This window comes from Enterococcus sp. 7F3_DIV0205 (genome assembly GCF_002141365.2).
GTDB lineage: Bacteria > Bacillota > Bacilli > Lactobacillales > Enterococcaceae > Enterococcus_L > Enterococcus_L palustris.
On sequence record NZ_CP147244.1, the window covers coordinates 3174491 to 3196390 of the forward strand.

The 21900-nt window shown below is 37.0% G+C and carries 19 protein-coding genes; 17 read left to right on the forward strand and 2 right to left on the reverse strand.

From position 1 onward, the window contains the following. Positions 1-2: 2 nt before the first annotated feature. The gene (locus A5821_RS14760; RefSeq protein ID WP_086315481.1) at positions 3-1199 is read right to left on the reverse strand and encodes a M20 family metallopeptidase; all 1197 of its coding nucleotides are present in this window, start codon (positions 1197-1199) and stop codon (positions 3-5) included. A 188-nt stretch (positions 1200-1387) separates the two neighbouring features. Between A5821_RS14760 and A5821_RS14765 the strand changes: the two genes are divergently transcribed. From A5821_RS14765 to A5821_RS14815, 12 genes are all read left to right on the forward strand, one after another. After that, positions 1388-3724 (forward strand): helix-turn-helix domain-containing protein, encoded by a 2337-nt coding sequence (locus A5821_RS14765; protein ID WP_086315482.1) that lies wholly within the window; start codon positions 1388-1390, stop codon positions 3722-3724. Between the two features lie 83 nt (positions 3725-3807). Continuing rightward, the gene (locus A5821_RS14770) at positions 3808-4281 is read left to right on the forward strand and encodes a glutathione peroxidase (protein ID WP_086315483.1); all 474 of its coding nucleotides are present in this window, start codon (positions 3808-3810) and stop codon (positions 4279-4281) included. Positions 4282-4810: 529 nt separating this feature from the next. Next, complete coding sequence (kdpF, locus tag A5821_RS17610; protein WP_069635352.1) at positions 4811-4891, forward strand: K(+)-transporting ATPase subunit F; 81 nt, start codon at positions 4811-4813, stop codon at positions 4889-4891. Continuing rightward, positions 4888-6570 (forward strand): potassium-transporting ATPase subunit KdpA, encoded by a 1683-nt coding sequence (gene kdpA, locus A5821_RS14775; RefSeq protein WP_086315484.1) that lies wholly within the window; start codon positions 4888-4890, stop codon positions 6568-6570. The genes kdpF and kdpA overlap by 4 nt, the downstream gene beginning before the upstream one ends. 52 nt (positions 6571-6622) lie before the next feature. Beyond that, positions 6623-8650 (forward strand): potassium-transporting ATPase subunit KdpB, encoded by a 2028-nt coding sequence (gene kdpB, locus A5821_RS14780; RefSeq protein WP_249921890.1) that lies wholly within the window; start codon positions 6623-6625, stop codon positions 8648-8650. A 233-nt stretch (positions 8651-8883) separates the two neighbouring features. After that, on the forward strand, positions 8884-9414 hold the full coding sequence (locus A5821_RS14785) for a potassium-transporting ATPase subunit C (protein ID WP_086315486.1): 531 nt from the start codon (positions 8884-8886) through the stop codon (positions 9412-9414). 71 nt (positions 9415-9485) lie between these two features. After that, complete coding sequence (locus A5821_RS14790) at positions 9486-12158, forward strand: sensor histidine kinase (RefSeq protein ID WP_086315487.1); 2673 nt, start codon at positions 9486-9488, stop codon at positions 12156-12158. Then, the gene (locus A5821_RS14795; protein WP_086315488.1) at positions 12158-12841 is read left to right on the forward strand and encodes a response regulator transcription factor; all 684 of its coding nucleotides are present in this window, start codon (positions 12158-12160) and stop codon (positions 12839-12841) included. Before A5821_RS14790 ends, A5821_RS14795 begins: the two co-directional genes overlap by 1 nt. A 31-nt stretch (positions 12842-12872) precedes the next feature. Next, positions 12873-13991 carry a glycerate kinase gene (locus A5821_RS14800; protein WP_086315489.1) on the forward strand — a complete coding sequence of 373 codons (1119 nt, stop codon included), beginning with the start codon at positions 12873-12875 and terminating at the stop codon, positions 13989-13991. Positions 13992-14214: 223 nt separating this feature from the next. Further along, the gene (locus tag A5821_RS14805) at positions 14215-14895 is read left to right on the forward strand and encodes an ABC transporter ATP-binding protein (RefSeq protein ID WP_086315490.1); all 681 of its coding nucleotides are present in this window, start codon (positions 14215-14217) and stop codon (positions 14893-14895) included. Next, the gene (locus A5821_RS14810) at positions 14896-16179 is read left to right on the forward strand and encodes an ABC transporter permease (protein WP_086315491.1); all 1284 of its coding nucleotides are present in this window, start codon (positions 14896-14898) and stop codon (positions 16177-16179) included. 274 nt (positions 16180-16453) lie between these two features. Beyond that, on the forward strand, positions 16454-17395 hold the full coding sequence (locus tag A5821_RS14815; protein WP_086315492.1) for an NADP-dependent oxidoreductase: 942 nt from the start codon (positions 16454-16456) through the stop codon (positions 17393-17395). Positions 17396-17438: 43 nt separating this feature from the next. Here the strand turns inward: A5821_RS14815 and A5821_RS14820 are convergent, their stop codons facing one another. Then, positions 17439-17750, reverse strand: coding sequence for an ArsR/SmtB family transcription factor (locus tag A5821_RS14820; RefSeq protein ID WP_086315493.1), 312 nt, complete (start codon positions 17748-17750; stop codon positions 17439-17441). A 103-nt stretch (positions 17751-17853) separates the two neighbouring features. Between A5821_RS14820 and A5821_RS14825 the strand changes: the two genes are divergently transcribed. The 5 genes from A5821_RS14825 (at position 17854) to A5821_RS14845 (ending at position 21700) form a co-directional block, all read left to right on the forward strand. After that, positions 17854-18492 carry a nitroreductase family protein gene (locus A5821_RS14825; protein WP_086315494.1) on the forward strand — a complete coding sequence of 213 codons (639 nt, stop codon included), beginning with the start codon at positions 17854-17856 and terminating at the stop codon, positions 18490-18492. 13 nt (positions 18493-18505) lie between these two features. Continuing rightward, positions 18506-18871, forward strand: coding sequence for a DUF1304 domain-containing protein (locus A5821_RS14830; protein WP_086315495.1), 366 nt, complete (start codon positions 18506-18508; stop codon positions 18869-18871). Positions 18872-19035: 164 nt separating this feature from the next. After that, complete coding sequence (locus A5821_RS14835) at positions 19036-19632, forward strand: nitroreductase family protein (protein ID WP_086315496.1); 597 nt, start codon at positions 19036-19038, stop codon at positions 19630-19632. Positions 19633-19656: 24 nt separating this feature from the next. Next, the gene (locus A5821_RS14840; RefSeq protein WP_086315497.1) at positions 19657-20502 is read left to right on the forward strand and encodes a VOC family protein; all 846 of its coding nucleotides are present in this window, start codon (positions 19657-19659) and stop codon (positions 20500-20502) included. Positions 20503-21415: 913 nt separating this feature from the next. Beyond that, positions 21416-21700: a TetR/AcrR family transcriptional regulator gene (locus A5821_RS14845; protein WP_339098838.1), complete on the forward strand. Its 285-nt coding sequence runs from the start codon at positions 21416-21418 to the stop codon at positions 21698-21700. Positions 21701-21900: the final 200 nt, after the last annotated feature.

Genomic DNA, 21900 nt, shown 5'->3' on the forward strand with positions numbered 1-21900 from the left:
GATTAAACTCCTTCAAATAAATAATGTAAAACTGCTGCACCCATTGATTTGGCAGCGATCAATAAACAATCTTCATCAATATAAAATTTTGGATGATGATGCGGATACATTGGTGTTCCTTCTTTATGAGCACCAACGAAAAAGAAACAGCTTGGACGTTCTTTTGCGTAATAAGCAAAATCTTCAGAAGGGGTTTGAGGACCGCATTCGATCAATTGCTTCACTTCGGGTATTTGTGCTTCAGATAAGGCTTTTGCGACCATTTCAGTGGTCTTGGCATCATTGACACAGACAGGATAGTCATTGGTATAATCAAGTTCATAGCTGATTCCGAATGTACGGCAGATCCCATCTAAAATTTGTTTAAATTCTTTTTCAACGATTGCACGTGTTTCTTCTTTCATGATTCGAACATCGCCTTCTAATGTCACAGAATCTTTGATGACATTGGCTGAACCTTTACCGTCAAATGAACCGATCGTAACAGTTGCAGTATCAAATGGATCGATTCTGCGACTGACAATAGTTTGAACGGCTGTGACAAATTGAGAGGCAGCTACGATTGTATCGTTAGCATCTTGCGGTGTAGAACCATGACCACCTTTTCCTTGCATAATAACCTTAAAGGTTGCCCGACCTGTATGAACAGAACCTGGATGATAAAGCACATCACCAAGCGGCATCATACTCATCACGTGAATTCCTAAAACATGATCTACTCCGTCTAGACAACCAGCCTCGATCATTCCTTTTGCACCACCTGGCGGTACTTCTTCTGCTGGTTGATGAATCACACGAATCGTTCCAGCTAATTGATCTTTTAGTTCAATCAATGAATCCGCTAAAATCATCATATAGGCAGTGTGACCATCATGTCCGCAGGCATGCATGACGTTTGGTGTTTTGGAAGCAAATGGCAATCCTGTATCTTCTTGAATCGGCAAGGCATCGAAATCAGCTCGAATCGCTAAGAACGGGCCTTTTTTACCACCATGAATATCGACTAAAATACCGTTACCGCCGCCCACATTTGTTTGAACATCGCACTCTTTGCCAGCGTAAAAATCAGCAATGTATTTTGCCGTTTCAGTCTCATGAAAAGATAGTTCTGGATTCTCATGAAAATGTCGGCGAATCTTGATCATGTCAGCTTCTTTTTGTTGAAGCAATGTGAATAGTTGTGTACGTAAATCGTCCATCTTATATTCTCCTTTCAATTACACTTCATATTGTATGCTTAATTAAAAAGTTCACAATGATAGGAATTTCTAAATTCCAGAAATCCCTTTTGGAATATATAGGAAGGAAAATAAAAGGCTATCTAACAGACGATATTTTCTATTTCTAGTGCTATAATAAGAAGAGAATAAATAAAAGAGGTCATTAAATGATTGTAAATGAAAATTATCAGATCAATTATCAACAGCTATTAACAGAACAGACTGCCTTATGCAAGGAAACGACGATTTTGATTGTTTTAAAAGGCAGCATGTTTATAACGATAGAGGAAATAACGAATCAAGTGAGTGCAGGTGAACTGGTTGTGGTCAATACTGGGGATCATCTTTTTATGACCGCGAATTCATCACAAAGCTGTTCTTATTTAGAATTGAGAATCAACAGTGTTTTTTTTGCGGCTCAATTTCCCGCTTTTTTCTATACTCGTTTTGACTGTACACCGATTCAAAAAGAGCATGGGAAGATGCAGGCGATCGCAGCTTTAAGAAGACAAGTTGCTGAGTTATGTTTAGTTGAATTTAGCGACGATCCTTCCAAAAGGCTCAAAATCACTTTGTTTTTAACACAGATCATTTTATCTCTCGTTCATCATTTTCAAAAAGAAGAAGTGACCGAATATCACCCTTCTGATAATCAAAAATTAAGAGAGATTTTGGAATATATCGAAGTACATTATCACGAAGGGATTCTCTTATCTGATGTAGCGGAACATTTTTTTATGTCAGAATCCTCGTTATCGAAATTTTTTAAGAAGGAAACAGGGGACTACTTTTCTCATTATGTGCGGACGATTTGTGTAAAGCATAGTTTATCAGAGCTTTTGTATACGAAAAAAAGTATTGAGCAAATTGCTTTAGATAGCGGTTTTAGCAATAGTAAAACCTATCGTCAACACTTTAAAAAGATCTTTAATGATTCGCCAACTAGTTATCGTTCCTCACACTTAGAAGAAACGCAAGCACCACAGAAGATCAATCAAGTAATCCAAACAACTGAACTTCAGATCAAAGAAATCTTGGTACCATTGTACAGCTATATTCAAACGGGGTTAGAAGAAGCTCGACCATCAGAATTATCATTAAAGACGAAACAGCTTCATATCACAACGGAGCAATTTGAATCTGATTATTTAAAAAAAGATGTAATTATACATGTTGGATCATGGGAAGCTTTAGCTTCTAAGAAGATCCAAGCTGAAATTCTGGACATAAAAAAGCAAATTGGGATCAAGTATATTAGCATCCAAACTCTATTTACACAAATTCCACTATCGGTTCAGATCCATCAAGAAGCAATGATGAATTCATTTCCCGCATTTGAAGAGTGGGACTATGTTTTGACATTTTTAGAAGAGGCTCGGTTAAATATTTTTTATCAATTATCTCTTGTAGAATTTAAAGAGTTGAGTGTTAGTGTGAAAGATATTTACCGTAAGTTCTTTTGTCATGTTCAAAATAAATTCGGGGCAAAAATGACGGAGCAATGGAAGATTAATTGTCTATTTAAAGAACAAAACCTTGCGGAGTACTATCCTGTATTTCTCGAAGTAAAAAGAAGTCTATTTGAGATCGCTCCTAAAATAGCAGTAGGCGCAGAAATTCCTTCACCTGATCCATTTTTTGAGCAAAATGATCCGCAGCAAACGCAATTTTTTTGCGAGACGATTGCTGCAAATTGTGATTTTTTGTCATTTTCTGCGGAGCCAAATTATGTGTTTCAAAATTTAGACAGCACGTTTCCCGATTTAAAAAATTATCACCAATATGTGTTGAATAAAACCTTGCATATCAAGCATATTTTAAAAGAATACGAAATCAAATTACCGCTTTATCTTACGGAATGGAATACCTTGACCGGAATGACTAGAAATAGTAATGGCACTTTCTTTAGAGGGGCAATTATTTTAAAAGATCTTTTGATGTTGGATCTGTTAGTGTCTGGGTTTGGATTTTGGCTGAATATCGAGTTGTATGAGAAACAAACACAAGAACGTCCGTTGAAAAATGATGGCTTGGAACTATTCCATTTTTACAGTGGAAAAAGACCTGTCTATTTTTGTTTGTGGCTAGCGAGAAGGATGGAAGGGAAGGTTTTGGCACAAGGGGAAGAATATTTGCTGACTTATTTGGATGGGAAATATCAATTATTATTGTTTAATACGAATTATTTTGACCCTCATCTTTCTTCAGAAGAGGCATTTCTTGAAAGCCAGGCGGTGACCTTTGAGATTGAACTAGCAGCGATTAAATCAGCGCCGTATCAGATTAAGCAAATTGACTTTAATCGTCATAATGGAGCGTTATTTTACACGTATGAAGAGTTCAGAAATGCTGAAGCGCTTGATTTAGAAACACAAAAATATATTGTTGATAGTACTCGCCCGAAGATCAAAGTCTTTGATACGCACATCGATGATGACTTTAATTATTATGTGACACTAGATACAAATGGGATCGTGCTGTTAGAGTTGACGCCGATACGATGAGAAACAGAGTTTGTTTTCTTGACGAATAGACTTCTACTAGCTAGTATTTAGTTAAGATAGGCAACTGGAGAGGAAGAAGTAAAATGAGTATTTATGATTATCAGGTAAAAACGACTGCAAATGAAACTGTTTCAATGGAAGATTATCGGGGAAAAGTACTCTTGATCGTAAATACAGCGACAGGTTGTGGTTTTACGCCTCAGTACGAAGGCTTGGAAGAATTGTATAAAAAATACCGTGAGCAAGGGTTAGAAATTCTAGATTTTCCTTGTAATCAATTTGGTCATCAAGCGCCAGGAACCAATCAAGAAATCAGTGATTTTTGTCAGTTGACCTACCAAACGACTTTTCAAACATTTGGAAAAATCGATGTAAACGGTGAGAACGCTGACCCGTTGTACGATTTTTTGAAAGGTGAAAAGGGTGGACTTCTAGGAGGCGCAATCAAGTGGAACTTTACTAAGTTTTTAGTTGACCGTGAGGGAAATGTTGTAAAACGTTTTGCACCGACTGTGGAGCCAGTAAAAATTGCGGATGATATCGAAAAACTATTGTAAGAAATACTTTTTTGTTCTTGATATCAAGGATTGTCTCATGGTATAATGGTGTTGCTAATAAAAAACATAAAGAGTAAGCCCCTGGAGAGTGTGATCTCCAGGGGCTTTTTTGGCTAATGTCGCCTTATTTTCTGTTACTTCTTGTATTTGTTATTTAACCAACACTCGAATAACGAGATCAAGATCCCAACAAGAAGTGGACAGATAAACGCTAAAAACATAAAGAGGACACCTCCGTTCAGTCGCAAGACTGTAAGATAGGCGACAAGGTAAAATACGCTATATTATGCATAAATCCATTATTTTGATCACTTGAAATCACCGTTTGTTTTCCTCTGTGTAATAAAAACAAAAGAGATTAATTATTTAAAAAGCTACTCTAGAAGATGTTTTTAGAGTTTTTTTTTGCGTACTTAAACCTTGTTTTCTTCACGTATAAAGATTGTATAAAGAAACAACGCCAACTTTAACACTATCTTTATACAGAATTTGATATCATACTTTTATCAAATGAAGGAGAGGAATTTTGATGACGATTATTTCCGGCATTATTGCAGCATTACTGCTAATTTATTTATTCTATGAACTATTTTGGGGGGATCAACAGTGAGCGCTATTTTTATTCAGCAAGCTATCTTTTTTATTGTATTGATCGGTTTAGCAATTCCGCTAGGCTTTTATATTCATAAAATCATGACTGGACAAAAAACGATATTGACGAAAATCATCAATCCAGTCGAAGAAAAAATTTACCAGTTTTTAGGAACACCTGCTCAAAAAGAAATGAATGCAAAACAATATAGTTTCAGCGTTTTGTTTTTTAGTATTTTTTCTCTGATATTGCTTATGGCGATGATGATGGGGCAACAGTTTTTACCGCTAAACCCAGAAAAACTTCCGGGTACTAGCTTTTCGCTGGCTTTTAATACAGCTGCAAGTTTTGTAACCAATACGAACTGGCAAGCATATGCTGGAGAAGATACCTTATCGATCTTTACGCAAGCTTTCGGGTTGACGGTTCAAAACTTTGTATCAGCAGCGGTGGGTATTGCTGTATTGTTTGTTTTATTGAGAGGATTTACCAATCGAACAACAAAATATATTGGAAATTTCTGGCAAGATTTAACGAGAATTACCTTATATGTTTTATTGCCATTGTCATTTATTGTTTCATTGATCTTGATTTCTCAAGGTGTGGTGCAAACATTTGCTGGTTCTGTTGAAACAACAAGTTTAGAGCTAGGCCAAAAAATCTTTTTACCTTTAGGAACAGTAGCCAGTCAAGTAGCAATCAAACAATTAGGAACGAACGGCGGCGGTTTTTATGGTGGAAACTCTACGTATCCGTTTGAAAACCCAAACTTGATCAGTAACTTTGTTGAAAATATTTCGATTCTATTGATTCCAGCCGCTTTGATCGTTGCATTCGGATTATTCGTTAAGGATTGGAAACAAGGCAGAACGATCATGATTGTTTCACTTGGATTTTTAATCGCGGCGATGATCGGTGTAACCTTGAGTGAGTATTATGGACCACAGTTTAATCATGTGCTGGGTCAAATGAACTTAGAAGGAAAAGAAATGCGTTTTGGTATTGGTTGGTCTAGTCTTTGGGCAGTAAGTACGACAGCTGCTTCTAACGGTTCGATCAATGCCATGTTAGACAGTTTTATGCCTCTGGGCGGATTGATACCAATGTTCTTGATGCAGTTAGGTGAAATTATTTTCGGCGGTACAGGTAGCGGTTTGTATGGCATGATTGCGTTCATCTTGCTAGCGATTTTTATTGCAGGTTTACTTGTTGGACGTACACCGGAATATCTAGGGAAAAAAATCGAGCCTTTTGATATGAAAATGGTTTGCTTAGTGATTTTAACACCACTTCTTTTAACTTTACTTGGAACCATGTTATTTATTTTAAATCCGCAAGCAATGAGTTGGTTGACGAATTCAGGTCCTCATGCATTTTCTGAAGTCCTGTATGGGTTCTCTTCTTTAGCGAACAATAACGGTAGTGCTTTTGCTGGATTGACTGCAGATACAACTTTTTTAAATATTTTAGGTGGTACGATCATGATCCTTTCTCGCTTTATTCCAATGCTTGCGATCATTTATCTTGCTGCTAATTTAGGGAAAAAGAAAATCGTAGCAACTGGATCAGGCACACTTTCAACAACAAATGCAACGTTCGTAACAATGTTGATCATTGTGATTTTAGTTATTGGGGCATTGAGCTTCTTACCAGCAATGGCATTGGGGCCAATTGCAGAACACTTCATTACAAAATAAGAAAAAGAAGGGGATTCTTTTGAAAAATACGCAAAACAAGCGCAGTGTTTATATGGATGCATTTAAATCTTCTTTTAAAAAACTTGCGCCAAACATTCAAGTCAAAAATCCAGTGATGCTGGTGGTTTATACAGGAGCGATCTTAACGACCATACTTTATGTCTTAACATTCTTTGGTTATACAGATGCGAATCCATTTTTCATCTTAGCGATCGCCATTATCTTATGGCTGACGATTTTATTTGCTAACTTTGCTGAAGCAATTGCTGAGGGACGCGGAAAAGCACAAGCTGAAAGTTTGAAACAAGCTAAAAAAGACGTTACAGCACATAAAGTCAATTCATTAGATGATGTAAAGAATCAAAAATTTACACAAATCAAATCATCCGAACTAAAAAAAGGCGACCTTGTCTATGTTGCGGTCAACGAACAAATTCCAATGGATGGTGATGTGATAGATGGAGCAGCTTCTGTAGATGAGAGTGCTATTACAGGTGAATCGGCTCCAGTAATTCGTGAATCAGGTGGTGACCGTAGTGCGGTAACCGGTGGAACAACGGTTGTATCAGATTATCTTGTGATCAAAGTGACGGCTGAAAATGGTGAGTCTTTCTTAGACAAAATGATTTCCATGGTCGAAGGAACAGAACGCAAGAAAACACCGAATGAAATCGGCTTACAAATTATTTTGATTATGCTAACGATTATTTTCTTAGTGGTTTCGGCGACGTTGCTGCCGTTTACGAAATTCTCAAGCGAGTTAGTAGGAACAGGTTCTGCGTTATCTTTAACCGTGATCATTGCTTTACTTGTTTGTTTAGCACCAACAACTATCGGTGCACTGGTTTCTTCCATTGGGATTGCCGGGATGAGTCGGTTGAATAAAGAAAATGTTATTGCGATGAGTGGGCGTGCAATCGAAGCGGCCGGTGACGTTGATATTTTGTTATTGGATAAAACAGGAACCATAACATTAGGAAACCGCCGTGCTAGCGAATTTATTCCAGTGACAGGCATTAAAGAATACGACTTAGCGGATGCGGCGCAACTTTCTTCTTTAGCAGATGAAACAGCTGAGGGACGAAGTATCGTAATTTTGGCGAAAGAAAAATTTGATATCCGTGGTCGAGAATTAAATGATGTTGAAGTCGAATTTATTGAGTTTACAGCCAAAACACGAATGAGCGGTATCAACTATCAAGGCGATGAAATCCGTAAAGGTGCCGCCGATACAATGAAGAAATATGTGGAAGAAAACGGTAGTCTATATCCAGAAGAATGTGATGCGATTGTTCAACGGGTAGCCAATGAAGGTGGAACACCGCTAGTAGTAGTTAAAAACAATCAAGTTTACGGCGTCATTTACTTAAAAGACATCGTGAAAAATGGTGTAAAAGAGAAATTCGATGATATGCGCAAAATGGGGATCAAAACCATTATGATCACTGGGGATAACCCAATGACGGCTGCTGCCATTGCAGCAGAAGCAGGAGTAGATGATTTCTTAGCAGAAGCAACACCAGAAAATAAAATGAGTTTGATTCGTGACTATCAAGAAAAAGGACACTTAGTTGCCATGACTGGAGACGGCACAAATGATGCGCCAGCTTTAGCTCAAGCAGACGTGGCAGTGGCGATGAATACAGGAACGCAAGCAGCCAAAGAAGCGGGCAATATGATCGATCTAGATTCCAGTCCAACCAAATTGATCAGTATTGTAAAAATCGGTAAGCAATTATTGATGACCCGTGGAGCCTTAACAACCTTTAGTATTGCTAATGACATTGCGAAATACTTTGCGATCATTCCTGTGTTGTTTTTCAGTATTTATCCTGCATTGGATGCGTTGAACATCATGAGATTAACGAGCCCAACAACGGCAATATTATCAGCAATCATCTATAATGCGCTGATTATTGTAGCGTTGATTCCGTTGGCCTTAAAAGGTGTGTCTTATAAAGAGAAACCAGCGAGTCAGATTTTACGCCACAATTTATTAGTTTATGGATTGGGCGGTGTCGTGGCACCTTTTATCGCAATCAAATTGATCGATATCCTTTTGACAGTTGTTTTATATTAATTGACTTGTTTTACAACGGCTTGTTGCGCGAAGTGACTAAAAGGAACATTGCTTCCATTTTCGGTCAAAACAAATCAAGTCCATTACACTTTTAAAATATCTAGCTTTACAGGCTAGCTCCTCGGAAAAAAGATAAAAATAGAGTGTGTCAAAAGGCGCCACAATCGATTTTTTCTATTTTTCAGACGAAGCTGATGAGCCTGTTCAGCCTTAAACGTTAGGAGAGAAGAACCGTGAAAAAAATAATGATTGCATCATTAAAAAGTATTCTAGTATTTACTTTATTGTGCGGTGTAGTTTATACAGTTGCAGTCACACTTGTTGGACAAGTTGTCTTTTCAGCTCAAGCTAACGGCAGTTTAGTCAAAAAACAAGAAGCTGGGAAAGAAGTTGTGATCGGGTCCAAATTGATCGGTCAGAAGTTTGAAGGAGAACAATATCTCCAAGGACGCCCTACAGAGGTAAGTCAATTATCACCCGTTTCAAAAGAACAAAAAGAGCGTGTCGAACAGCGAGTAGAAAAAATCGATGGAACAGATATTCCTGTCGATTTAGTAACAGCTTCAGCTAGTGGTGTCGATCCTGAAATTTCAATTGAAGGAGCCCTTTTTCAAAGTGAGCGAATCGCTACAGCCAGAAATATGAAAAAAGATGATGTCCGTGCTATAATCAAACAAAACATCACTGGCATCAAAATTGGCACAATCACGTCACAACGTGTGAATGTTTTGGGTGTGAATCAAATGCTGGATGAGTCTGAATAAATGGTAGGATCAGAAGCAACACCTTCATAATTCTTGGAGTTGAACACTTCTGTCTCACCTAAGAATAAAGGATGGAGCAAAAAGTGGAAGAGGAACGTTTAGATCCAGAACAACTTTTAGCAAAATGGAAGAAGAACGAACAAAGCCTGAGGTCTGGTAGACTGAAGGTTTTCTTCGGTTATGCAGCAGGTGTGGGAAAAACCTATGCGATGCTTAAAGAAGCCCATGAACAACAAGAAGAAGGGAAAACAGTGCTGATTGGCTATGTGGAACCCCATGCTCGCCCTGAAACACAAGCATTAGTGAATGGCCTTCCTGCTTTAGCTACAAAAAAATATGAGTACAAAGGCATTACGATCAATGAATTTGATGTGGATGCGGCACTACAAGAAAAACCAGATATTATTTTGGTGGATGAATTGGCCCATACGAATGCTATTGGTGCCAGAAATAGAAAAAGATATCAGGATATTGAAGAGTTATTAAAAGCTGGCATTGATGTTTATACAACGGTCAATGTTCAACATATCGAAAGTTTGAATGACGTTGTTGAACAAGTTACAGGTGTGCATATTTCAGAAACAGTTCCAGATACATTTTTTGAAACGAGCTCACTAAAAGTTGTTGATATTGAAACAGAAGAATTACTTGATCGATTGAAACAAGGAAAAATCTATCACTCTGAAAATGCTAGAAAAGCAATGGCAAATTTTTTTACCACAGATAATTTGACGTTATTGAGAGGTCTTGCGATTCGTAAAGCATCAGATCATATCAATACGACAAATCAGCAAGAAACACAAAAAAGTACAGGGATTCATTCTAAGTTATTGACGATCATTGACGAAAAAAATCCAGATATGACCAAAAAATGTTTACGTTGGACGGCTCGTTTAGCACAAGCTTTGGGCACAGAATGGATCGCCTTAGAAATTTTGGAGGATACGTCTGAACATGCTGAATCCGAAAATTCGAAGTTAGCTACAAAACTAGGTGGCGAAGTCGTTACTTTAGAAAGTGATAACCAACGAGAAACAATTGTTCAGTATGTGAAAATGCGCGGCGTTACTGATCTAGTGATGGGGAAAGTCATCAAGCGGTCACGTTTTCTACGCTTATATCGTCCTGATCTAGAAGATGAGTTAGTTGCATTCATTCCAGATGTGGACATTCATTTAGTTCCATACCAATCTAGTAAGTATTTATTGAATAAATACGCAACAAAGAAAAAGAATCTGAAAAGTATTTTCACGTGGCAAGATTTTTATATGACATGTGGCTTACTTACTGTAGCAACAATACTTTCTGAATTAGGTTCTTATTTTCATATTGGGGATCAAAATTTGATTTTGATTTATATTCTGTTTGTCTTACTGGTTGCTCGACTAACCACAGGATATCTTTGGGCAGCGTTGGCATCGATTGCCAGTGTCCTGATGTTTAACTGGTTTTTTGTTGAGCCGTTATATTCATTGACGGTGTATAAACAAGGATACCCAGTGACGTTGATCTTCATGTTATTAGTGGCCTTATTAGTCAGTAATTTAATGATGCAGATCAAAAAACAAGCTTTTTATGCCATGAAACGAGAGCATCAATTAGAAATTTTATATGAGTTGAATAAGAAATATCTTGTGACACATGATCAAAAAGAGATTTTAACAACGACTGCTGAATATCTATCGAATATGTTGGACCGAGAAGTCGTCTTGTACGGAGAAGAAGAACTTAAAAATCCTTCAGGAGCACCAATCAAAGGTCCATTAAGAAGTCTAGAAGAATTAGCTGTTGCCAATTGGGTCTTTGTTAATCAAAAAGAAGCAGGATATGGAACCGATACGTTGATGGGGGCTAAAGCTTTATATTTACCTGTTTTATCAAATGGTGTGACCTTAGCTGTTATCGGAATTGAAAAAAGTAAAGAAAACCCAATCACAGACGAAATCATTACCTTTATTGAACTAATTTCTACTCAGCTTTCATTAGCAATCGAACAAAATAACTTAACTTCAGAAAGACAACAAATTCTATTTGAAAATGAAAAAGAACGAATGCGTGGGAATTTATTACGAGCTATTTCTCATGATTTAAGAACACCATTAACTGGTATTTCTGGATCTGTAGAAACGATTTTAAATGACCATGAGACAACTAAATTACCAGAAGAAACGAAGCGAAAACTACTTGTAGGCATTAAAGATGATGCTGATTGGCTGATCCGCATGGTGGAAAATCTACTGTCGATCACCCGTATCAATGAAGAAACCATGAAAGTGGCTAAAAGCAAAGAAGCGGCGGAAGAAGTCGTTTCATCCGCTATTCAGCGTATTAAAAAGAGTTATCCCGAAAGTGAAATCAGTGTGACCTTGCCAGACGAATTTGTTATGGTGCCGATGGATTCGATTTTGATTGAGCAAGTGTTATTCAACTTGATGGAAAATGCGATTCGTCATTCAAATTGTCATGCGCCGATTTTTGTGGCCGTTACAGCTACTAGTAAAGATGTGACCTTTGAAGTAGCCGATCAAGGAAAAGGATTGACGAGCGAACAGATCAAATTGCTATTTGATGGAATGAGCAAACAAAATACACCTGTTGACTCTAAAAGCGGTATGGGGATTGGCCTATCGATTGTAAAAACAATCATTATGGCCCATGATGGGACACTAAATGTGGCTAATCGACCACAAGGTGGTGCAGTATTTACCTTTACTTTACCATTGGAAAGAAAGGAGACAAAATAATGGCAACGATTTTGATTATTGAAGATGATAATGTGATTGCTGAATTTATTGGGGCAGTGTTGGAAAAAGAAAAGCATGATATCCGTTTAGCTTATTCAGCACTAGAAGGGTTCTCAACATTTCGGATGTGGCCAGCTGATTTAATTTTGCTTGATCTAGGTTTGCCCGATCAAGACGGGATCGAAGTGTTGAAAAAAATCCGAGAAACCTCACCTGTGCCGATCATCATTATTTCTGCTCGTGATCATGAAGACAATAAGGTGGAGGCACTAGATTTAGGGGCAGATGACTATATTACAAAACCTTTCGGAACGCCAGAATTACTTGCCAGAATTAGAACTGCTCTAAGGCATGCTACAAATGGAGCGAATCTGACTGAAGTAAAAAAGATAATCAATGGCAAATTGTGTATCGATATCGAACATCATACTGTTAGTAAAGAGGGACGAGTGATCCATCTAACGCCAAATGAATATAAGATCATCCAAGTTCTTGCTGAAAATGTTGGAAAAGTATTGACGCATACGTATATTTCTCAAAAAGTGTGGGGACCCTATAGTAATGAAAGCCAAACACTGAGGGTGAACATGTCCAATATCCGTAAAAAAATCGAAGACAATCCAGTCGAGCCAGAATATATTATGACAGAGATTGGGATTGGTTATCGAATGCTAGAAAAATAAAAAGCACATCATTCTTGAAAAGAGGGGCAAGATGAAGATATTGACAGCAATTGATTCTATGAAAGGATCTCTAAGCAGCATTGAAGCGAATCAAATCATTGCCGATGTCGTTACAAAAGAAGGGCATACCATTGAGCAAGTTGCGATAGCCGATGGTGGTGAAGGAACGGTTGAGGCTGTCGTGAAAAATAATAACGGTCAAAAAGTTGCAGCCCATGTACAAGCATTAGACGGCTCAATGATTGTGGCTTATTTTGGTTGGTTTGAGGCAGAAAAACTGGCTGTTATTGAATCGGCGGCGGCTTCTGGTATTCAATTTTTAAACGACACAGCTATAACCCATCCCAAAAACACATCTTCTTATGGAACTGGCCAGTTGATCTTAGCTGCAATTGATCGAGGTGCTCGAACCATTGTCATTGGTTTGGGTGGAACTGGAACAGTAGATGGTGGTATGGGATTATTAAGTGCATTAGGAATTGAATTTTTTGATAGTGAGCATCAAAAGTTGTCAGCTAAAGGTAGTAGTCTTGCTAAGATAAATAGTATTTCAAAAGAGGGATTAGATCCTAGGATACAAATGATCGATTTTCAGATTGCAGCAGATGTGAAAAGTCCTTTGACTGGGCCAGATGGAGCAGTTAAAATGTTCGGACAGCAAAAAGGTCTAGAGAAAGCAGAATTAGATGAGTATGAACTGGCAATGACACACTATCAAACTCTTGTACTCAAAGGTGAATCATCAGCTCCAGGAGATGGCGCTGCAGGAGGACTGGGGTTTGCAATCAGAATTTTTTTGAAGGGTACTTCACGTTCAGGTTTTGACTTTATTTCTGAGCAGACGGGACTGGAAACGTTGATTCAACAAGTTGATTTAGTAGTCACGGGTGAAGGGAAAATGGATAACCAAAGTTTACAAGGAAAAGTACCAGTTGGCATTGCAAGAATCGCCAAAAAATATGGTATTCCAGTCATTGCTTTTGTTGGTCGTTTTTCAGGAGATGAGTCCAGTTTTTATGATGAGGGAATATCAGTGATCGTTCCGATCATCGATCAGGTTATGACGCTAGAAGAAGCGATGACTCATGCGAGTGGAAATCTAAGACGAGCGTCAAAGCGAGCTTTGCGTTTAGTCACGTTAATAAAATAATTAAAAAACAAGTTGATTTGGTTTCTCTAGCCAGATCCGCTTGTTTTTTTATGTAAACGTTTTTTTGACTTAGGTCTAACAAAGAGATAGGTCTTAGGTACCATGACAAGTTAGAGAACTTCCTGCAAAATGAATAGTGTAGAAGGGAGTAAAATGAAAAAAGGGTGAACGAAGTATTATATAACAAAAAAAGTAAGTGGATAGAATCAATGGAGGGGAAAGCATGTCTGTAATTGAAGCAAGAAATATAAAGAAAAGTTATGGCCGTAATGAATCAAAATTTGATGCATTAAAAGGTGTGGATTTAAAAATCGAAGAAGGTGAATCCGTTGCAATCATTGGGAAAAGCGGTTCAGGGAAATCGACATTTATGCATATTTTGGCATTATTAGATAAACCAACTTCAGGAGAAATTTTATTAAATAACCAAGATGTAACAAGCATCAGCAAAAAAGAGTTAGATAAAACAAGAAATAAACAATTTGGTTTTGTATTTCAGCAATTTTTCATGAATTCTAAAGATACAGTTTTAAATAATGTCATGTTACCGCTGAAAATCGGTGGTATTTCAAATAACAAACGTAAAGAAATGGCGCTTGAAGCACTGAAAGCTGTTGAATTGGATGATAAAATCAATAATAAGGCTAACAACTTATCTGGTGGACAAAAACAACGGGTTTGTATTGCGCGTGCATTGGTCAATAATCCTAAAATCATTTTTGCAGATGAACCTACAGGAAACTTAGATTCCACAACGGGTGAGAAGATCGAGCAGCTGTTATTTGATTTAAATAAAGAAAAAGGGATCACACTGATTATTGTCACTCATGATCCAGAACTTGCGGCACGCTGTGATCGACAAATCCATGTGCGTGACGGATTAATTGTGGGAGGGAACGAGTAGATGAAATTTAGTGATATTTTAAAATCAGCCAGTTCAAATTTAATGCGGAATAAAGGGCGGACAATTTTAACAATAGTAGCCATCTTTATTGGGGCATTTACCATTTCGCTTACAACAGGCGTTAATATTGGAGTCAATGATTACATCGATAAACAAGTCGGCAGCGTGGGCGGCCAAAATCAAATCATGATCCAACCCAAAATGACTGGGGGACCAAGTGAAGATGGCGAACCAGAAAAATATGATGAAAACAAAAAAACAAGCTCAATGCAACAACAGGAAGCTTTAGATAGTAAAGATCTTGAGAAAATCAAAGAGATCAAAGGTATCAAAAACGCAGAGGCAATGAAATCTGTTTCAACAAGTTATATTTCAGGAAATAACAATGAGAAATATGTTTTTTCAGGAATGCCGATGGTGGAAGAATTGAATGTAGATCTTGAAGCAGGCAAAGGGCTTGACCAAAATAGTTCAGAATTTCAACTCAATCTAGCACCAGAATATGTGAAATCTTTAGGATATAAATCAAGTGAAGATGCTATTGGTAAAACCGTTAAAATCGCAGCACCTTCTGCTGCTACTGGAGAGGAAAAAGTAGTTGAAGCGACCATCGTTGGTGTACGTAATACTAGCTTGATTCAAGGTGGAATGTCTTTATTGAACCGTTCGCTTGTTGATGAAATTTCAAAAATCAATGAAGCAGGATTACCAGAAGCGATGACTGGACAATACGGTTTGATCATGGGTGAAATGAGCAAAGATGTGACTAAGACAGAAATCGCAGATGTAAAAGAACGGTTAGATAAAGCGGGTTACATGGGACAAACAGTAGAAGACCAAATCGGCATGATCAGAAATGTGATCAATGCAATTACAGGTGTCCTAACAATGTTTGGTGCGATTGCCTTATTAGCAGCAAGTTTCGGAATCATCAATACGTTGTATATGTCAGTTCAAGAACGTACAAGAGAAATCGGTTTGATGAAAGCAATGGGACTTAGCAGTGGGAAAGTATTCACGATTTTTAGTGTAGAAGCGGCGTTGATTGGCTTTTTAGGTTCTCTTTTAGGGATCTTAGGAGCAGTTGGAGCAGGAGCGTTGATTAATCAAATTGCTGCTGATTCCTTCTTGAAATCATTAACAGGCTTTACATTGATTCAATTCTCATCATCTTCATCTGCTGTTATCATTTTGGTAATCATGGGAATTGCATTCCTTGCAGGAACATTACCAGCACGTAGAGCAGCGAAACTCGATCCAATTGAATCGTTGCGTTATGAATAAGAACTAGTGTATTAGGGGCTGAGATATAACTCGAAGAGTTGTATCTCAGCCCCTTAAAGTTTGAATAAACGGTAGTGAAAAAGCTACTACTACGTTACACTTCGATCACACTGCTCCCTTTATTTTCTAAGTGCTAAAGTACTAAGCGTTGAAAGCTTCGCAAATAGGCACTTTTGTGTCAAATTCTTATTTTTTGTAAGCATATTTTTTACCTAAATAAAAAATAAGGAGTATACTAGGTTAACATTTAGTTAAAAACGGAGGAATCTTAAATATGAAAGCAGTAGTCATCAATCAATATGGCAGTAAAGAAGAACTAACGGAACAAGACGTAACTTTACCTGAGTTAAAAGCAAACCAAGTGCTTGTTAAAGAGCATGCCACATCCATCAATCCAATTGACTGGAAATTAAGAGAAGGCTATTTAAAACAAATGTTTGACTGGCCGTTCCCGATTATTTTAGGTTGGGACGTTGCAGGTGTTATCACAGAAGTTGGTAGTGATGTAACTGACTGGAAAGTTGGCGATAAAGTTTTTGCTCGTCCTGAAACTACACGTTTTGGTACGTATGCAGAGGAAACGATCGTTGATGCTGATTTGTTAGCGAAAATCCCTGAAAATGTTTCTTTTGAAGAAGCCGCAGCTGTTCCTTTAGCTGGCTTGACAGCGTTACAAGCGCTTTTTGATCATGGAAAACTTCAAAAAGGCGAAAAAGTCTTGATTCATGCTGGAGCTGGTGGGGTAGGAACATATGCAATCCAACTTGCGAAACAAGCGGGCGCTTACGTCATCACAACAGCGAGTGAAAAAAATCATGAATTGCTCCAAAAACTAGGCGCAGATGAAATAATCGATTATCACACAACGAATTTTGCAGATGTCCTAACAGATATCGACTTAGTGTTTGATACAATGGGTGGCGATATCCAAAAATCAAGTTTTTCTGTGTTAAAACCAAATACAGGACGTTTGATTTCAATCGTTGGGATTGCAGATGAAGCATTGGCGAAAGAAAAAAACATCAAAGCCGAAAGCATCTGGCTTCAAACAAACGGGAAACAATTACAAGAAATTGCTGATTTAATGGCTGCTGGAAAAGTGATTTCAGTAGTTGGAGAAGTCTTTCCTTTTTCTAGACAAGGTGTTTACGATGCGCATGCATTAAGTGAGACACATCATGCTGTAGGGAAAATTGTTATCAAAATGGCTGACTAAATAAAATAGACCATCCTCAACAGGTGAATTTGTTGAGGATGGTCTATTTAGTTGTGTTTCCTGCTCTAAAGCGGATCAGTTCTATTAATCCAGGCAACTCTTGCTGAATGTACTCTTGATTTAAAACGTAGGTTTTCGCTGTTCCCATTTTGATTTCTTGAATCAGCTGAGCATCCTTCAGTAACTTTATGTGGTGAGATAAAGTCGATTTTACAATATTATATTTTTCTGAAGTAATTCGTTTTTCACCATCAAGTAATAAGCAAGTAAGGATATTCAAACGAATTGGATCACTGACAGCTTGAAGCGCTTGAAGAACAGGATCATGGTTGTTATCGGCTATTTTATTTTTCATAAACAGATTATAACATAAACATTCTACTTTACATATCACGGAGGGAATGATATATTTTTAATGTTCGAAAATAATCGAACGAAAGAGAGAGATGAGGGATATTATGGAAAACACATATAAAGAAAATAATTTTGATACGATTATGAAAGGCAGAAGATCGGTTCGTAACTACGATCCGACAGTTAAAATCAGCCGAGAAGAAATGGAGCAAATCATTAATGATACTGTTAAAGCACCATCTTCAGTGAATATGCAGCCATGGCGCTTTACTGTTGTTGAAAGTGATGAAGGGAAAGAAGCTTTAGCACCTCTTGTCCGTTTTAATAAAGTACAAAATGAAACATCAGCTGCGATGATCGTGATTTTTGGTGATTTAAATAGCTTTGAACATGCTGAAAAAATCTATGGTACAGCTGTTGAACAAAATTTAATGCCCCAAGAAGTGAAAGAACGTCAACTAGAGATGTTGAGCCCTTTGTTTGAGCAAATGTCTACAGAAGATAAAAAGGAAATGGCGACGATCGATGGCGCATTGGCTGCGATGAACTTGATGCTAGTAGCTCGTGCGTATGGCTACGATACAAACCCTATTGGTGGCTTTGAGCGTGAGAAAATTGCAGAAGCATTGGATATGGATAAAGAACGTTATTATCCAGTGATGATTGTTTCGATCGGTAAAGCAAATGAAGAAGGTTATCCTTCATACCGACTACCAGCTACTGACATTACAAATTGGAAATAGAAGGAGAAATCTCATGCATATTATTCCTTTAGTTTTAGCTGTGATCGTTGCAATTGAACATTATTACATTTTATATTTAGAAATGTTTCAAACGACCTCTCCTGCGGCACAACGTAGTTTTGGATTGGATAAAGAATTTTTGAATGATCCAAGAGTACAAACATTATTTAAAAATCAAGGTTTGTACAATGGCTTTTTAGCTACAGGAATTTTATGGGGGGCCTTTTTTGCTGCTAATAGTTGGAGCGTGGTAATGTTCTTTATCATCTGTGTAGTTGTTGCTGCAGTCTATGGAGGACTGACTTCATCTAAATCGATTTTGATAAAACAAGGTATTCCGGCAATTATTACAGTTGTAGCGCTGTTGATTTTTAGATAGAAATAGAAAAGTTTAAGGCAAGAAACCTATTGTCTTAGGCTTTTTTCTTTTATCTTGAAAAAAACTTATAAAAAGTAAGTCAAAACTCTTTACTTACTTTTAGTAAGACGATATACTGTGAAAGTAATCTAAAAACTAATTGAAAATGAAAAGGAGCAATACACATGACAGAATTTATTCAAGCATTAAAAAAACGCCGTTCAATCTACGCTTTAGGAGATAACTTACCTCAATCACAAGAAGAAATCAAAGCTTTGGTGAAAGAAGTTGTTAGAGAAAGCCCAACATCATTTAACTCACAAACACAACGTGTGGTTTTCTTATTCGGCGATGCGCATAAAAAATTATGGTCAATGACAGAAGAAGCGTTGAAACCTTTAACACCTGCAGAAGCCTTCCCAAATACACAAGCTAAATTACAAAGCTTTGCAGCGGGAACGGGTACACTGCTTTTCTTTGAAGATATGGATATCGTTAAAAACTTACAAGAACAATTTGAATTATATGCAGATAACTTCCCAGTATGGTCAGAACAAGCAAGTGGATTGACACAAGCCAACGTTTGGACTGCATTAGCACAAAAAAATATCGGTGCAAACTTACAACATTACAACCCAGTAATCGATGAAGCCGTTGCGAAAGAATGGTCTATTCCAAGCCAATGGAAATTAAGAGCACAACTTGTTTTCGGTTCAATCGAAGCTGAAGCTGGCGAAAAAGAATACATGGAAGATAGCGCACGTTTCTTAGAATTTAACTAATTAACGCAAATGGAGGAGAAGAGCATGGTATACACATTACCTAAAGAAACGATCGTAAAACAAGTGAAGTTGAAAGTGGAAAATCTGGATGTAATGACAGAATTTTATACACAGATGATTGGCCTTGTTTTATTGAACAAAGAACAAAATACAGCTTTCTTAGGTGCACAGAATTCTTCTGAAGCAATTGTGATTCTGGAAGAGCTTGTTGATCCTATCATAAATGATAAAACAACAGGATTGTACCATACCGCTTTTCTCTTACCAACGCGTAAAGATTTAGGGAATAGCTTGTTATGGCTATTACAAAATAATATTGAAATCGGTGCAGCTGATCATGGTTACAGCGAAGCAATCTATCTAAGCGATCCAGAAGGTAATGGTATCGAAATCTATCGAGATAAACCAATGACAGAATGGGATATTCGAGCAGATGGAGAAATCATTGGTGTGACCGAAGAGTTAGATGGTGATGCTGTGGTTGCTGAAGCTGATGGGCAATGGTTAGGTATGGCACCTGGTTCCAGAATAGGGCATGTTCATTTACAAGTTGCAGATTTAGATGAGACGGAGAAGTTCTATGAAAAGCTTGGTTTTTCTTTAAAATCAAATTTTGGCAGACGTGCGAAATTCTTTGCCGCAGGTGAGTATCATCATCATATTGGGACGAACACTTGGAATGGAGAGCGTGTAGCTTTAATTGGTGAGAATCAGTTAGGGTTAGCGTGGTATACGTTCCAGTTGCCTTCTAGAGAAGCGTTTGAGTTGTTTACTAAGCAACTTGATGAAACCTCTGTTGAATATGTGAAGAGAAATGAGCACGTAGTGATTCAAGATCCTAATGGGATGCAGATTAAGTTTGAATATTAATTTTAGAAGTATTTATGTTTGGGACATAAGTCCTAAAGAAAAATCCAGATACCAGTTAATTTGCTTGGTATCTGGATTTTTTTTGTCCAAAAATATAAACACCTTTGTCTAGATAGTGGGAAAAAATCAGCTCTTTTCGATTTGACTTATTTTCCACTATTATAGCTTTTAAATCAAGATATAAGGTCCTCAGTATCAATAATTCTACATCTTCTTAATCCTTCTATTTGATTTTGCGAGCGAAGTCTAAATTTCTTTATTTTAATTAGAGAGAACAAGTCTTTGGTAAATTTAGTTTCCCAAAAAATGATCAGTAGAATGAGTTACAACTACATTTATTAAGGGCATATTATAGAAATTATAAGCAGCAGACTGGTGAAACTGATAAACGATTAAAACCATAAAATCATAGAATTGATTCATATATGCCTATTGACTTTCGTAGTTAACTACTCTGTAATAGGCATATAAAATAAAGGAGGAAAATTATGGCATGATAACTAAAAATAATAAGTTAGCACCTATTTTTATTATAGTGATACAGAAATTGTCAGTTTAATGTCTCGCATTTATCCTATCAGATCAATATGGATATACTGGAGGAAAAATGACTGATAATCATTATGGACTAGTGAAGGAAATTCTATAGAGTTAAAGAAATAAGTTTGTACAGTTTTTCAAAAGAATCAGTAAGAGGAATAAAACGATTGAAATAAACATATCAATTGGTAGATTGTTTGTATAAAATTATTCCGTATTGGCAGAGCTATAATCAAATTTTTTTGCAAGAATCGATTGTGGAAATGGATTGTGTCCCTTACTTGATAGGAAGTGAGGATGCAAGCTAGAGTGTTATAACAATTGTCCAGCATAATTTGAAAAATCAAATTAGTTTAAAAAGGAGATAAGGTAATTGGATTTAAGAAGGAGAAGAACTAGACTTAGATTAAAAGAGGCGCTCATCTATCTATTAGGGGATGATTATTTTGAAAATATCACAGTAAATGATATTTGTGTCGAGGCAATGGTTAGTAGACCTGCTTTTTATTCTCAATATAAAGATAAGTACGATTTGCTAGAAAAAGTCATAGAATCATCAGTAGATCACTATCTTTCTACTAAGCGTGACAAACATATATTTATAGAAGATATTACTATTTTTTTGTGTGAAAATGTTAAAGAAAAAAAAAAGAAATAAGTAATATTTTTAGAAGCAGTAAAAGTAGTACAATCATATCTTATTTCCGAATACCATTCTCTAAAATGATAGCCGAACTAGTTAATAATAAAGAATTAACAATTAAAAATAGAATACCGTTAGATGTAACAATCGAATTTTGTTTTTCAGGAGTATGTCGACTTATTAAGCTAGGGGTAGTTAGTGAGTCTTGTACTATG

Coding starts and splice junctions, on each gene's coding strand:
- A5821_RS14805 (WP_086315490.1), top strand. CDS start 14,215: ATGTCTGTAATTGAAGCAAGAAATATAAAGAAAAGTTATGGCCGTAAT.
- A5821_RS14760 (WP_086315481.1), bottom strand. CDS start 1,199: ATGGACGATTTACGTACACAACTATTCACATTGCTTCAACAAAAAGAA.
- A5821_RS14795 (WP_086315488.1), top strand. CDS start 12,158: ATGGCAACGATTTTGATTATTGAAGATGATAATGTGATTGCTGAATTT.
- A5821_RS14770 (WP_086315483.1), top strand. CDS start 3,808: ATGAGTATTTATGATTATCAGGTAAAAACGACTGCAAATGAAACTGTT.
- A5821_RS14835 (WP_086315496.1), top strand. CDS start 19,036: ATGACAGAATTTATTCAAGCATTAAAAAAACGCCGTTCAATCTACGCT.
- A5821_RS14830 (WP_086315495.1), top strand. CDS start 18,506: ATGCATATTATTCCTTTAGTTTTAGCTGTGATCGTTGCAATTGAACAT.
- A5821_RS14825 (WP_086315494.1), top strand. CDS start 17,854: ATGGAAAACACATATAAAGAAAATAATTTTGATACGATTATGAAAGGC.
- A5821_RS14810 (WP_086315491.1), top strand. CDS start 14,896: ATGAAATTTAGTGATATTTTAAAATCAGCCAGTTCAAATTTAATGCGG.
- A5821_RS14800 (WP_086315489.1), top strand. CDS start 12,873: ATGAAGATATTGACAGCAATTGATTCTATGAAAGGATCTCTAAGCAGC.
- A5821_RS14815 (WP_086315492.1), top strand. CDS start 16,454: ATGAAAGCAGTAGTCATCAATCAATATGGCAGTAAAGAAGAACTAACG.
- kdpF (WP_069635352.1), top strand. CDS start 4,811: ATGACGATTATTTCCGGCATTATTGCAGCATTACTGCTAATTTATTTA.
- A5821_RS14765 (WP_086315482.1), top strand. CDS start 1,388: ATGATTGTAAATGAAAATTATCAGATCAATTATCAACAGCTATTAACA.
- A5821_RS14790 (WP_086315487.1), top strand. CDS start 9,486: ATGGAGCAAAAAGTGGAAGAGGAACGTTTAGATCCAGAACAACTTTTA.
- kdpB (WP_249921890.1), top strand. CDS start 6,623: ATGGATGCATTTAAATCTTCTTTTAAAAAACTTGCGCCAAACATTCAA.
- A5821_RS14820 (WP_086315493.1), bottom strand. CDS start 17,750: ATGAAAAATAAAATAGCCGATAACAACCATGATCCTGTTCTTCAAGCG.
- A5821_RS14840 (WP_086315497.1), top strand. CDS start 19,657: ATGGTATACACATTACCTAAAGAAACGATCGTAAAACAAGTGAAGTTG.